General features: G+C 68.2%; 5 protein-coding genes and 1 tRNA gene. 5 read left to right on the forward strand and 1 reads right to left on the reverse strand.

Translation table 11 applies throughout. The features are described 5' to 3' along the window. The first annotated feature begins 212 nt into the window (after nt 1-212). Nucleotides 213-285 (forward strand) — tRNA-Thr (locus ABZ707_RS25135). 122 nt (nt 286-407) lie between these two features. Here the strand turns inward: ABZ707_RS25135 and ABZ707_RS25140 are convergent. Further along, nucleotides 408-3,056 (reverse strand): SpoIIE family protein phosphatase, encoded by a 2,649-nt coding sequence (locus tag ABZ707_RS25140; protein WP_360179102.1) that lies wholly within the window; start codon nt 3,054-3,056, stop codon nt 408-410. 281 nt (nt 3,057-3,337) lie between these two features. Here ABZ707_RS25140 and ABZ707_RS25145 point away from each other — a divergent pair, with 281 nt between their 5' ends. The 4 genes from ABZ707_RS25145 to ABZ707_RS25160 all read left to right on the forward strand — a co-directional run bounded on the left by ABZ707_RS25145 (nt 3,338) and on the right by ABZ707_RS25160 (nt 13,888). Next, the gene (locus ABZ707_RS25145) at nt 3,338-8,845 is read left to right on the forward strand and encodes a HAMP domain-containing protein (RefSeq protein WP_360179104.1); all 5,508 of its coding nucleotides are present in this window, start codon (nt 3,338-3,340) and stop codon (nt 8,843-8,845) included. A 277-nt stretch (nt 8,846-9,122) separates the two neighbouring features. Then, nucleotides 9,123-9,791 (forward strand): response regulator, encoded by a 669-nt coding sequence (locus ABZ707_RS25150; RefSeq protein ID WP_360179331.1) that lies wholly within the window; start codon nt 9,123-9,125, stop codon nt 9,789-9,791. Nucleotides 9,792-9,895: 104 nt separating this feature from the next. After that, complete coding sequence (locus ABZ707_RS25155) at nt 9,896-12,703, forward strand: DNA translocase FtsK (RefSeq protein ID WP_360179106.1); 2,808 nt, start codon at nt 9,896-9,898, stop codon at nt 12,701-12,703. Nucleotides 12,704-12,937: 234 nt separating this feature from the next. Beyond that, on the forward strand, nt 12,938-13,888 hold the full coding sequence (locus ABZ707_RS25160) for a helix-turn-helix domain-containing protein (RefSeq protein ID WP_360179108.1): 951 nt from the start codon (nt 12,938-12,940) through the stop codon (nt 13,886-13,888). The last annotated feature ends 39 nt before the right edge of the window (nt 13,889-13,927 follow it).

Here is a 13,927-nt window from a genome sequence, read left to right on the forward strand (position 1 = left end):
TACTGCAGGGGGGACCCTGTGGGAGAGTAGGACGCCGCCGAACTTTTGTTGTGGGAATGCCCTGTGCCTTTAGGTACAGGGCATTCCTGCGTTCAGGGCATTTCCGCGTCCAAGGTATGGATCGGTCCCTGCGCGAATCGGTTCAACCGCGACATCGCCGTCGACGGGTTCTGAGCACGCCGAACATCGGGTATGCTCTATCTCGTTGCCGCGCCCCAATAGCTCAGTCGGTAGAGCGTCTCCATGGTAAGGAGAAGGTCTACGGTTCGATTCCGTATTGGGGCTCTGCTGAAGAGAAGGAAGGCCCCCGCCACTGGCGGGGGCCTTCCTGTTGTGCGTTCCAAGTTCCAGGGACTGTCCCGTCATCCCCGCCGCGCGCTGATCCACCGGGGAGGACGGGACAGCCCTCAGGCCAGATGGGGCTCCGGAACACGCATGGCGAGAATGGCCATGTCGTCCGAGGCGGGTTCGGCGGCGAAGCGCTCCACCGCTCGCAGGACACGCGAGGCGACCGCGCCGGCCGTGAGGCCCGTACACGTCGTCAGGACATCGGCCAGGCCGTCGTCGCCCAGCATGCGGGTGCCCTCACGGCGTTCCGTGACGCCGTCGGTGACGCACAGCAGGACATCTCCCGGGTCCAGGGTGACCACCTGCTCGTACAGCTCCAGGTCCTCCATGACGCCGAGCAGCGGCTGCGGGTCCGCCGCCGGCTCAACCGTGCCGTCCTGGCGCAGACGCAGAGGGAGCGGATGACCGGCGCAGACCACCTTGAGGATCGCGCTGCCGTCCTCCTGGGGCCACAACTCGCCGTAGAGCAGGGTGAGGAAGCGGCTGCGGGCTCCCTCGTCGAGGATCGCCGCGTTGAGCCGTTCAAGGACGGCCGGTCCGCCGAAGCCCTCGCGGGCCAGCAGGCGCAGGGCGTGCCGGGCCAGGCCGGTGACGGCCGCGGCCTCCGGACCCGTGCCGCAGACATCGCCGATGGCGAAGCCGTAGGCACCGTCGCGGATCGGGAAGAGATCGTAGAAGTCGCCGCCGACTTCGTTGCCCTCACCCGCGGCGCGGTAGATGACCTCGACCTCGACACCGGGCACCTGCGGCAGCCCCGGGGGCAGCAGACTGCGTTGCAGGGCCTGGCTGATGGCCGTGCGCTCGGAATAAAGGCGGGCGTTGTCGAGGGCCAGGGCCGCGCGCCGGGAGAGATCCTCGGCCAACTCCAGGATTTCCTGGCGGAAGTGATCGTCCGACGGTTTGCCGAGGGTCAGCATGCCGATGACGCGGTTACGGGCCACCAGTGGAAGGACCACGGTCTCGCCGCCCACCGCGGAGGCCGTGGCCAGCGTGGTGCCGACGCTCGAACCGCCGGAGGAGCCGGCTCCCAACTCCCGCATGGAGGTGCGGAGCGCCGCCTGATGGGCCGCCTCCGAAGGGGCGCTCCAGATGCGGGCGCCGGGTGTGGGGACCGGTTCCGGGGGATCGATCTTGGAGAGCAGGGCCTTGAGGCCGTCGATGCGTTCCTCGTCCTCGTGAAGCACATAGGAGAGATAGGGATCTGACGACTGGTCGGCGATCGTGTAGACCGCGCACCAGGTGGCGAGGGTGGGCACGGTCATCTGCGCCATCAGGGCCAGTGTCTGGTCGCGGTCCAGGGTGCCGGCGAGCAGGTCGGACGCCTCGACGAGGAAGGAGAGCGAGCCTCGGCGGAGGCGTTCCAGCTCGCCGAGGCGGGCGGATTCGACGGCCAGGGCGATACGGTCCGCGGCGAACTGGAGGCGCAGCGCCTCCTCGTTGGAGTAGCGGCCCGCTCCTTCGGCGGCCACGCCGAGGGATCCCGTGAGCCGGCCCTCGACCTTCAGCGGGACGGTCACGACGGAGCGCATCCCGGTGTCGTTGAGCAGGGGGACCGCGCCGGGGACGGCCATGAGGTCGTCGTGCACGGTGGGCATCCGCGCGGAGCTGTAGCGTCCCGTGCCGGCCTCCACCGGGACACGGGCGAAGCGCTGGCGGGCGGAGGGCAGTCCGGTGGTGGCCCGTACCTCCAGTTCCGTCTCGTCGTCGGTGGCGAGGAGGAGGAAGGCGGAGTCTCCGTCGAGCATGTCGCGGGCGCGCTCCACCGTCCGCTGGAGGAGACCGTCGAGGTCGTCCGGCGCGGGGGAGCCGATGAAGACCTCGAACGGGTCGGCGCTGCGGTTCTCGGCGCCGGTCTCGGTGACGGGGGCGCGCAGCGGGGTCTGGATCACCGCGCGTTCGTCATCGTGTACGAGGAGGCAGACCGTGGACGGCTCGCCGTGGGTGTCGCGCACCCGCAGGTGTGAGGCGTAGACGGGGATGACCCTGCCGTCGGCTCCGCGGATGCCGTAGCTGCCTTCCCAGCGGGAGAGTTGCAGTGCCTCGGCGATGCCCGTGCCGATGCCGGGGGTGTGCGGCCAGGCCGCGACGTCGGCGAGGGGTTTGCCGACGACCTGCTCCGCGGCGTATCCGAAGATGCGCTCCGCGTCCTCGTTCCAGTTGGCGATGGTGTTGGTCCGGTCGATCTGGACGACGGCGACCCGTACGCGTTCGTCCGCGACGGGGAGCAGACCGGTGGGGAGCACCGGTCCCGCGGAGCGGGTGCCGACCGGCCGCTGGGGCAGGTCGAGCTGGAACCACACCTGCTTCTGCGTCGGCGTGTACTCGACGCCCCAGCGGGAGGCCAGCGCGGCGCAGAGCAGCAGGCCCCGGCCGTTCTCGCGGTCCGGGCTGCCGAACGACTGGCCGGTGCCCTGGATGGGGATCTCGCGCTCCGGGTAGTGGTCGGCGACCTCGACCCGGACGCCGTCCTCCGTACGCAGACACAGAACATCGGCGGAGGTGCCGGCGTGGACGACGGCATTGGTGACGAGTTCGCTGGTGAGGACGACGGCGTCGTCGACGACGTCGGAGTAGCCCCACCCCTGGAGTGTGTCTCGCACAAAAGCGCGAGCGGTCGCTACGGACCGCCCCACAGGATCGAAACTGGCAGCCGCCCGCGCGGTGATCACAGAACTCCTTGTACGCGTTTTGACGACCGGCTCCGCCATGTTCGGCCCCGCCCCTTCAGGTGCCCGGTGGGAGTACCTTCGCCACATCGCCCCTTCCGGGCGGACCGGGGCGGTTGGACAGCCGGATGCCAGGTTACTTACCTTCGCTGTGCGGGCGGATGGCAGTCACCACAGTTTCCGCCCTCCGGGTACGGGGACGCTTAGCGAAGCTGCCGAACTGTTATGGCCTGGTTCGGACGTGGTGAAACACTGGGCAGGCTGTCGGAGACGGCCCGGGCAGTTCGGTCAACCCCTGCGGGAGGGACACGGTGGAGTCTGGCATGGCGGCGCGTGGCACCGGTACACGCGCGAAAGGCGGACGGTCCCGGAGCAATGGGACGATCGAGGTGGACGCGGCGGAGCTCAACAGACTGCTGACCGCCTTGGTGTCGATGCGGGACGGCAATTTCCGTAAACGCCTGACCGTCTCCGGCGACGACGTGATGGCGGAGATCGCGGCCGTCTTCAACGAGGTGGCCGACCGTAATCTCCATCTCACGGGTGAGCTGGCCCGGGTGCGGCGCATGGTCGGACGTGAGGGAAAGCTCACCGAACGGCTGGAGACGGGGGCCTGCGAGGGTTCCTGGGCGGCGGCCATCGATGCGTCGAACGCGCTGGTGGACGATCTGGCCCGGCCGGTCTCCGAGGTCGGGCGGGTACTCTCCGCGGTCGCCGAGGGCGACCTGGAGCAGCGGATGGAGCTGCGCTCGCAGTCCCCCGACGGCGCGGAGCGGCCGCTGCGGGGCGAGTTCCTGAAGGTCGCCCGTACGGTCAACAATCTGGTCGACCAGTTGTCGGCGTTCACCGACGAGGTGACCCGGGTCGCGCTGGAGGTCGGTACCGAGGGCAAGCTCGGCGGCCAGGCCAAGGTGCGCGGTATGTCCGGTTCGTGGAAGGACCTCACGGATTCGGTCAACACGATGGCGTACCGGTTGACCGCTCAGGTGCGTGACATTGCTCTCGTGACGACGGCGGTCGCCAAGGGTGATCTGTCGCGCAAGGTCACCGTCCATGTGGCCGGCGAGATGCTGCAGCTCAAGAACACCGTGAACACGATGGTGGATCAGCTCTCGTCGTTCTCGTCCGAGGTCACGCGTGTGGCCCGGGAGGTCGGCACCGAGGGCGAACTGGGCGGTCAGGCGACCGTGCCCGGGGTGGCCGGCGTGTGGAAGGACCTCACCGACTCGGTCAACACGATGGCGGGCAACCTGACCAACCAGGTGCGTGGCATCGCCGAGGTGACCACGGCCGTCGCGAATGGCGATCTGTCGCAGAAGGTCACCGTCAGCGCACGCGGTGAGGTGGCGCAGCTCGCCGAGACGATCAACCAGATGACCGAGACGCTCCGCACCTTCGCCGACGAAGTGACCCGGGTGGCGAGTGAGGTCGGCGCGGAGGGGCTGCTGGGTGGTCAGGCGCAGGTCCCGGGCGCGGCGGGGACCTGGAAGGACCTGACGGACTCGGTCAACACGGTCTTCCGCAATCTGACCACGCAGGTGCGCGACATCGCGCAGGTGACGACGGCGGTCGCGAACGGCGATCTGTCGCAGAAGGTCACCGTCGATGTCGCGGGCGAGATGCTGGAACTGAAGAACACCGTCAACACGATGGTGGGCCAGCTCAAGTCGTTCGGTTCCGAGGTGACGCGGGTCGCGCGGGAGGTCGGTGTCGAGGGCCGGCTCGGTGGTCAGGCGGAGGTGCCCGGTGCGGCGGGGACCTGGAAGGACCTCACCGATTCGGTGAACACGGCGTTCCGTAACCTCACCGGCCAGGTGCGGGACATCGCGCAGGTGACGACGGCGGTCGCGAACGGCGATCTGTCGCAGAAGGTCACGGTTGATGTCGCCGGCGAGATGATGGAGTTGAAGAACACCGTCAACACGATGGTGGCGCAGCTCTCTTCCTTCGCGGACCAGGTGACGCGCATGGCGCGGGACGTGGGTACGGAGGGGCGGCTGGGCGGCCAGGCGAGGGTGGACGGGGTCAGTGGCACGTGGAAGGAACTCACGGACTCCGTCAACTTCATGGCCGGGAATCTGACCGATCAGGTGCGGCAGATCGCGCAGGTCACCACGGCGGTGGCGCGCGGTGACCTGTCGCAGAAGATCGATGTGGACGCCCGGGGCGAGATCCTGGAGCTGAAGAACACCATCAACACGATGGTCGACCAGCTCTCGGCGTTCGCGGAGCAGGTGACGCGGGTGGCCCGTGAGGTGGGTACGGACGGGCGCCTCGGCGGTCAGGCGCAGGTGCCAGGCGTGGCCGGTGTCTGGCGTGATCTGACCGACTCGGTGAACGGCATGGCGGGAAACCTCACCGATCAGGTGCGGAACATCGCGGGTGTCGCCACGGCCGTCGCCCGTGGCGACTTGTCGCAGAAGATCGATGTGGACGCGCGCGGCGAGATCCTGGAGCTGAAGAACACCCTCAACACGATGGTGGACCAGCTCTCCAACTTCGCCGAGCAGGTGACCCGGGTGGCCCGCGAGGTGGGCACCGAGGGCATGCTCGGCGGCCAGGCCGAGGTCCAGGGGGTCTCGGGGACCTGGAAGGACCTCACCCAGTCCGTCAACTTCATGGCGAACAACCTGACCTCGCAGGTCCGCAATATCGCCGAGGTGACGACGGCGGTCGCCATGGGCGATCTGTCGAAGAAGATCACGGTCGATGCCAAGGGAGAGATCCTCGACCTGGTCACGACCGTCAATACGATGGTCGATCAGCTCTCGAACTTCGCGGACGAGGTGACGCGAGTCGCCCGTGAGGTGGGTACGGAAGGGATTCTGGGCGGCCAGGCGCGGGTGCGGGGTGTCACCGGCATCTGGAAGGACCTCAGCGACAACGTCAACACCATGGCCAACAACCTGACCAGTCAGGTGCGCAATATCTCGCGGGTCTCGTCGGCGGTCGCCAACGGCGATCTGACGAAGAAGGTGACGGTCGAGGCGCGCGGCGAGGTCGCGGAACTCGCCGAGACCGTCAACACCATGGTGACGACGCTGTCCTCCTTCGCCGACGAGGTGACGCGAGTCGCCCGTGAGGTGGGCACGGAGGGCGAACTGGGCGGCCAGGCCAGGGTGCCCGGCGTGTCCGGTACGTGGAAGGACCTCACCGAGTCGGTGAACTCGATGGCGTCCAACCTGACCGGTCAGGTGCGCCAGATCGCCACCGTCACCACCGCCATCGCGAAGGGCGATCTCACCAAGAAGATCGACATCGATGCCCGCGGTGAGATCCAGGAGCTGAAGAACACCATCAACACCATGGTCGACCAGCTCTCCTCCTTCGCGGAGGAGGTGACCCGGGTGGCCCGTGAGGTGGGCACGGACGGGCAGCTCGGCGGCCAGGCGCGGGTGAGGGACGTCGACGGCACCTGGCGCGACCTCACCGAGTCGGTGAATGAGATGGCCGGCAACCTGACCCGTCAGGTGCGGGCGATCGCGGCCGTCGCCACCGCGGTGACCCGCGGCGATCTCAATCTCAAGATCGACGTGGACGCGGCGGGCGAGATCCAGGTCCTCCAGGACAACATCAACACGATGATCGCCAACCTGCGTGACACCACCCTCGCCAACGAGGAGCAGGACTGGCTGAAGGGCAACCTCGCCCGTATCTCGGGTCTGATGCAGGGCCGCCGCGATCTCGACGACGTGGCCTCGCTGATCATGAGCGAGCTGACTCCGGTGGTCTCGGCGCAGCACGGCGCGTTCTTCCTGGCGATGCAGACCGGCGCGGTGCCGCAGGTCGGTACGGATGTCGGCAAGGACGCCTCGTACGAGCTGTGCATGCGCGGCAGTTACGGCTACACGGCCGGTGCGATGCCGACGGCCTTCCGGCCCGGTGAGACCCTCATCGGTACGGCCGCCGAGGAGAAGCGGACCATCCAGGTCAATGTGCCGCCGGGCTATCTCAAGATCTCGTCCGGGCTCGGGGAGGCGTCGCCGGCCCATGTGATCGTGCTTCCCGTGCTCTTCGAGGGGAAGGTCCTCGGTGTGATCGAGCTGGCGTCGTTCCAGCCGTTCACCCACATCCAGCGGGACTTCCTGAACCAGATCGCCGAGATGATCGCGACGAGCGTCAACACGATCAGCGTCAATTCCAAGACCGAGGTCCTGCTGAAGCAGTCGCAGGAGCTGACCGAGCAGTTGCGTGAGCGTTCGGCGGAGCTGGAGAACCGGCAGAAGGCCCTTCAGGAGTCCAACGAGGAGCTGGAGGAGAAGGCCGAGCTGCTGGCCCAGCAGAACCGCGACATCGAAGTGAAGAACACCGAGATCGAAGAGGCCAGGCAGGTGCTGGAGGAGCGGGCCGAGCAGCTCGCCGTCTCCATGCGCTACAAGTCGGAGTTCCTGGCGAACATGTCGCACGAGCTGCGCACCCCGCTCAACTCGCTGCTCATTCTCGCCAAGCTGCTCGCGGACAACGCCGAGTCGAATCTGTCTCCGAAGCAGGTGGAGTTCGCGGAGACGATCCATGGCGCGGGTTCCGACCTGCTCCAACTGATCAACGACATCCTCGATCTGTCGAAGGTCGAGGCGGGCAAGATGGACGTCAGCCCGACCCGTATCGCCCTGGTCCAGCTCGTCGACTACGTGGAGGCGACCTTCCGGCCGCTCACCGCGGAGAAGGGGCTCGACTTCTCGGTACGGGTGTCCCCGGAGCTGCCGGCGACCCTGCACACCGATGAGCAGCGGCTGCTCCAGGTGCTGCGCAACCTTCTGTCGAACGCGGTGAAGTTCACCGACACCGGCGCGGTGGAGCTGGTGATCCGGCCGGCCGGTACGGATGTGCCGCACGCCATCAGGGAGCAACTCCTGGAGGCGGGGTCGCTGCGCGACGCGGACGGCGACCTGATCGCGTTCTCGGTCACCGACACCGGTATCGGTATCGCGGCGAGCAAGATGCGGGTGATCTTCGAGGCGTTCAAGCAGGCGGACGGCACGACCAGCCGGAAGTACGGCGGTACGGGGCTCGGTCTGTCCATCAGCCGGGAGATCGCGCGGCTGCTCGGTGGTGAGATCCACGCGGCGAGCGAGCCGGGGCGCGGTTCGACCTTCACGCTCTACCTGCCGCTGCATCCGAGCGAGCTGCCGCCGCAGGGGTATCCGCAGTTGACTCCGGCCGGTATGCAGCCGCTGGGGCGGGTCGCGGGCGACGCTGCGGCGGACAGGGCGGCGGGGCAGGGGCAGCAGTCCGCCGAGCCGGCGGGTCCCGCCACGCTGTTCCGGCGCCGGCGGCGCAACGCCGAGGCTCTGGAGCAGGGCACCGGGCTGCCGGGCCAGGGTGTCCCGGCGCCGGCGGGCTCCGTTCCCGCCGACAGGTCTTCGGCCGGCCTCGGCGGGCAGGAGTCCTTCGGCGTCGGCGCGGCCGGTACGGGACGTCAGGAGGCGCCCCAGGAGCGCCGTACCTTCACGTTCGGCGGTGAGAAGGTGCTGATCGTCGACGACGACATCCGTAATGTGTTCGCGCTCACCAGCGTGCTGGAGCAGCACGGTCTGTCGGTGCTCTACGCCGAGAACGGCCGGGAGGGCATCGAAGTCCTTGAGCAGCACGACAATGTGACGGTCGTTCTGATGGACATCATGATGCCCGAGATGGACGGATACGCCACGACGACCGCCATCCGCAGGATGCCGCAGTTCGCCGGGCTGCCGATCATCGCGCTCACCGCCAAGGCGATGAAGGGCGACCGGGAGAAGGCCATCGAGTCCGGTGCTTCGGACTATGTGACGAAGCCGGTCGACCCCGATCATCTGCTCACGGTGATGGAGCAGTGGATGCACGAGAAATGATCAACGAGCGCGGGAATCAGCACAATGTCCTGAGTGATTGCGCCCGACGGCGTGTGAGGGACCGGTATGCGGGGAACCTTCTGGTCCCCTGCGGCGTTTCAGTTTCGTGCACAGTGACATCACGGTGACAGGGTGTGGCGACAGGCGGGGTGCGGCTACGATGACCGGCACAAGGACGGACGGCGTAAGGGAGTCGTCCCCTGGCGCGGCGCTCGGTGATTCGCCGGGTCTCGTAAGCAGGGGGCGCCCCATGCCGGGGCGAGGAGGGCGGGTGGCCATGGTGCAGAAGGCCAAGATCCTCCTGGTCGATGACCGGCCGGAGAATCTGCTGGCGCTGGAGGCCATTCTCTCTGCGCTCGATCAGACGCTGGTGCGGGCATCGTCAGGGGAGGAAGCGCTCAAAGCGCTGCTGACGGACGATTTCGCGGTCATTCTGCTGGACGTCCAGATGCCGGGGATGGACGGGTTCGAGACCGCCGCGCACATCAAGCGGCGGGAGCGGACGCGGGACATCCCGATCATCTTTCTCACGGCCATCAACCACGGGCCGCACCACACCTTCCGAGGTTACGCGGCGGGTGCGGTCGACTACATCTCAAAGCCGTTCGACCCCTGGGTGCTGCGCGCCAAGGTCTCGGTGTTCGTCGAGTTGTACATGAAGAACTGCCAGCTCAAGGATCAGGCGGAGCTGCTCAGACTGCAGCTCGCGGGAGCGGGCGAGGCCAGGGAGCCCACCGGGCTGCTGGCCGAACTGTCCGCGAGACTCGCGGCCGTTGAGGAACAGGCCGAAGCGCTCTCCAAGCAGCTCGACGACGATTCCGCGGATGCCTCCGCCGTGGCCACCGCCGCCCATCTGGAACGTAAACTCACCGGCCTGCGGCGGGCGCTTGACGCGCTGGAGCCCGGTACGGGCAGCGGTTCGCCCACTCTGCCCTCGCAGAGCTGAGTAGCTGAGGCCGCGTCAGTTTCCCGCCGTTCCCCCGGCGACACGTACGGGTGAAGCCGTGGGCACGCGTGTCCGCGGACGTTCACACCGGTAACCTCACAAGCATGGCCTCACGTACGTCCGGCAAGGGTTCCCAGGACACGGCGGGCGCCGCGAAGCCGCGCGCCGGCCGTACGACCGGTGCGGCGAAGGCGGCGCCCGTCAAAAAGGCTGCGGCGAAGAAGCCCGCGCCCGCGAGAAAACCACCGGTCAAGAAGACAGCCGCGAAGAAGGCGGTCCCCAGGCCCGTCCCCAAGGCCGCGCCGTCCCCGACCGGGGGCGTCTACCGGCTGGTGCGCGCCGTCTGGCTTGGGGCCGCGCACGGCGTCGGCGCGATGTTCCGCGGCATAGGGCGTGGTGCGAAGGGACTGGACCCGGCCCACCGCAAGGACGGGGTGGCCCTGCTGCTCCTCGGCATCGCCCTCGTTGTCGCCGCCGGTACCTGGTCCAATCTGCGCGGCCCGGTGGGCGACCTCGTCGAGATGCTTGTCACCGGAGCCTTCGGCCGGCTCGATCTGCTGGTGCCGATACTGCTCGGTGCCGTCGCCGTCCGGCTGATCCTCTATCCCGAGAAGCCGGAGGCCAACGGGCGGATCGTCATCGGACTGTCCGCGCTCGCCGTCGGCGTTCTCGGACTCGTCCACATCGCCTGCGGCTCCCCGGGCCGCGGCCAGGGCGCCGAGGCGATGCAGGACGCCGGAGGGCTCATCGGCTGGGCGGCCTCCAAGCCGCTGATCTTCACCATGGGCGAGGTCCTCGCCGTACCGCTGCTCCTGCTGCTGACCATCTTCGGGCTGCTGGTCGTCACCGCCACACCGGTCAACGCGATTCCGCAGCGCCTGCGGCTGCTCGGCATCCGGCTGCGGATCATCGAACCGGTCCTTGAGCCGGAGGAGGACGACTTCGACGACGACCTGTACGAGGAACAGTGGCGCTCGGCGCTGCCCGGCGGCGCGCGCCGCCCGGTCCCGCGCCGGGGCGGACCGGGGCCGTACGACCCGGACGCGGCCGAGTCCGAGGCGCTCTCCAGACGGCGCAGGCCGCGCCGGTCCGCCGTACATCCGGATCTGGGCCGGCCCATGGACGCCGTGGATGTGGCGGCGGCCGCGGCGGCGGCGCTGGACGGCGCCGTGCTCAACGGGATGCCGCCCTCGCCGATCGTCGCGGACCTCACCCAGGGTGTCTCCGCGGAAGGGACGCGGGAGCCCGGGGAGGAGACGGGCGACGTCCCCGCCGAGCGCTCCGTGGCCGTGCCGACCGCGCGTGAGGCCGAGAAGCCGCCGGCGGCCGTGCGCAAGGCGGGGAAGCCGCCCGCGGCGGTCGCGGATCTGACCAAGCCGGCGCCCCCCGCGGACAAGCCGCTGCCGCCGCGTGCCGAGCAGCTCCAGCTCCGCGGTGACATCACCTACGCGCTGCCCTCGCTGGACCTGCTGGAGCGCGGTGGTCCCGGCAAGACGCGCAGCGCCGCCAATGACGCGGTCGTCGCCTCGCTCACCAATGTCTTCATGGAGTTCAAGGTCGACGCGGCCGTCACCGGCTTCACCCGGGGACCGACGGTCACCCGCTACGAGGTGGAGCTGGGCCCGGCCGTGAAGGTCGAGCGGATCACGGCGCTGACCAAGAACATCGCCTATGCCGTGGCCAGCCCCGATGTGCGGATCATCTCCCCGATCCCCGGCAAGTCCGCCGTCGGTATCGAGATCCCGAACACCGACCGCGAAATGGTGAAACTCGGTGATGTCCTGCGGCTCGCGGACGCCGCGGAGGACGATCACCCGATGCTGGTCGCGCTCGGCAAGGACGTCGAGGGCGGCTATGTGATGGCCAATCTCGCGAAGATGCCGCACCTGCTGGTCGCCGGGGCCACGGGCTCCGGAAAGTCGTCCTGCATCAACTGCCTGATCACCTCGGTGATGGTGCGCGCGACCCCGGAGGACGTCCGGATGGTGCTCGTCGACCCCAAGCGGGTCGAGCTGACCGCGTACGAGGGCATCCCGCACCTGATCACGCCGATCATCACCAACCCGAAAAGGGCCGCGGAGGCGCTCCAGTGGGTCGTGCGGGAAATGGACCTGCGCTACGACGATCTCGCCGCGTACGGCTACCGGCACATCGACGACTTCAACCGGGCCGTGCGCGACGGCAAGGTCAGCGCGCCGGAGGGCAGCGAGCGCGAACTGTCGCCGTACCCGTATCTGCTGGTGATCGTGGACGAGCTGGCCGACCTGATGATGGTCGCGCCGCGCGATGTCGAGGACGCCATCGTCCGCATCACCCAGTTGGCCCGCGCCGCCGGTATTCATCTGGTGCTCGCCACCCAGCGTCCCTCGGTCGATGTCGTGACGGGTCTGATCAAGGCGAATGTCCCCTCGCGGCTCGCGTTCGCCACGTCCTCGCTGGCGGACAGCCGGGTCATCCTCGATCAGCCGGGCGCGGAGAAGCTGATCGGCAAGGGCGACGGGCTGTTTCTGCCGATGGGCGCGAACAAGCCGACGCGTATGCAGGGAGCCTTTGTCACCGAGGACGAGGTCGCGGCGGTCGTCCAGCACTGCAAGGATCAGATGGCACCCGTTTTCCGCGACGACGTCGTGGTCGGTACGGCCAAGAAGAAGGAGATCGACGAGGACATCGGCGACGATCTCGATCTGCTCTGCCAGGCCGCCGAACTGGTGGTTTCCACACAGTTCGGCTCGACCTCGATGCTCCAGCGGAAACTGCGTGTCGGCTTCGCCAAGGCCGGCCGGCTGATGGACCTCATGGAATCGAGGAACATCGTCGGTCCGAGCGAGGGCTCCAAGGCCCGCGACGTCCTGGTGAAGGCGGACGAACTGGACGGTGTACTCGCCGTGATACGTGGGGAGTCCGTTTCCTGACGACTGTTGTCCGGCCGCCGCGCGGTGTCCGGCACACAACTCCCGGGAATCGGAAGGCAACCGTTTCCCCGGGCGAGACGTCAAGGTGGTGAGAGGAAGAGCGTCTTGTCCTCTCACCGAGTCATCCGGCCATTCTGATGGCGTACAAAGTGCATCCGCCCGGTTGCCCCACCCTTTCGTACCACCCATAGACTGAGCGTCCAGCAGGTGGCTACACGCTCGAAAGGCGCCCCCGTGTCCATCGGCAAATCCCCCGACGGCAACGCCGCCGACGGAAAATCCGCAGAATCCCCAGCAGACGACACCCCCTACGACAAGACTCCCGAAGACTCGGTTCCCGTCGGTAAGGCTTCCCGAGGCAAAGATTCCGACGACACCGAAGTCCCCGACGGAGACAACTACTTCGAAGAAGCTCAGCCTTCGGTCGGCCAAGTCCTTCATGAGGCGCGTATCGCCGCACATTTGACGGTCGAGCAGGTCAGCAACGCGACCCGGGTGCGCATCCCCATCGTGCACGCGATCGAGCAGGACGACTTCTCCCGCTGCGGCGGCGATGTCTACGCCCGGGGACACGTCCGGATGTTCGCCCGCGCGGTCGGAATCGACCCTTTTCCCCTGATCGAGCGGTTCGACGCGGAGCACGGCGGGCGTCCGGTGCCCACACCGGCGGCGCCGATGTTCGAGGCGGAGCGGATCCGGCCCGAACGGCCCCGCCCCAACTGGACCGCGGCCATGGTCGCCGCGATCGTCGCGGTGGTCGGCTTCGTCGGCTTCACCGCGTTCGGCGGCGCGGACGAAGCGGGACAGGCCAAGCCGGCCGCCGAGGGCCCGAAGCCCGCGGAGACCAACGCCAAGCCCAGTGCCTCCGCGTCGGCCGCCCCCAAGCCCGACCCGTCGGACAGCGCCATCGCCGCCGCGCCGCAGGACAAGGTGACGGTGAAGCTTTCGGCCATAGACGACAAGAGCTGGATCTCCGCCAAGGCGCACAACGGCAAGCTTCTGTACGACGGACTGCTCCTCAAGGGCGCTTCCAAGACCTTCCAGGACGATGAACAGATCGATCTGATCCTCGGCAACGCGGGGGCGATCGAGCTTTTTGTGAACGGCAAGAAGGTCGAAGACGAGTTCGAGCCGGGGCAGGTCGAGCGGCTCACGTACACCAAGGGCGACCCCGAGGTCGGCTGAGCAACCCTGCACGGCGGGGGCGGGGCCAGGACAAAGTAG

The sequence above is a fragment of the Streptomyces sp. NPDC006923 genome (assembly GCF_040635655.1).
Lineage (GTDB): Bacteria > Actinomycetota > Actinomycetes > Streptomycetales > Streptomycetaceae > Streptomyces.

Bases quoted from the DNA above. Each gene is read 5' to 3' on its own strand.
- ABZ707_RS25140 (WP_360179102.1), bottom strand. From the start codon at position 3,056: ATGGCGGAGCCGGTCGTCAAAACGCGTACAAGGAGTTCTGTGATCACC.
- ABZ707_RS25155 (WP_360179106.1), top strand. From the start codon at position 9,896: ATGGCCTCACGTACGTCCGGCAAGGGTTCCCAGGACACGGCGGGCGCC.
- ABZ707_RS25145 (WP_360179104.1), top strand. From the start codon at position 3,338: ATGGCGGCGCGTGGCACCGGTACACGCGCGAAAGGCGGACGGTCCCGG.
- ABZ707_RS25150 (WP_360179331.1), top strand. From the start codon at position 9,123: ATGGTGCAGAAGGCCAAGATCCTCCTGGTCGATGACCGGCCGGAGAAT.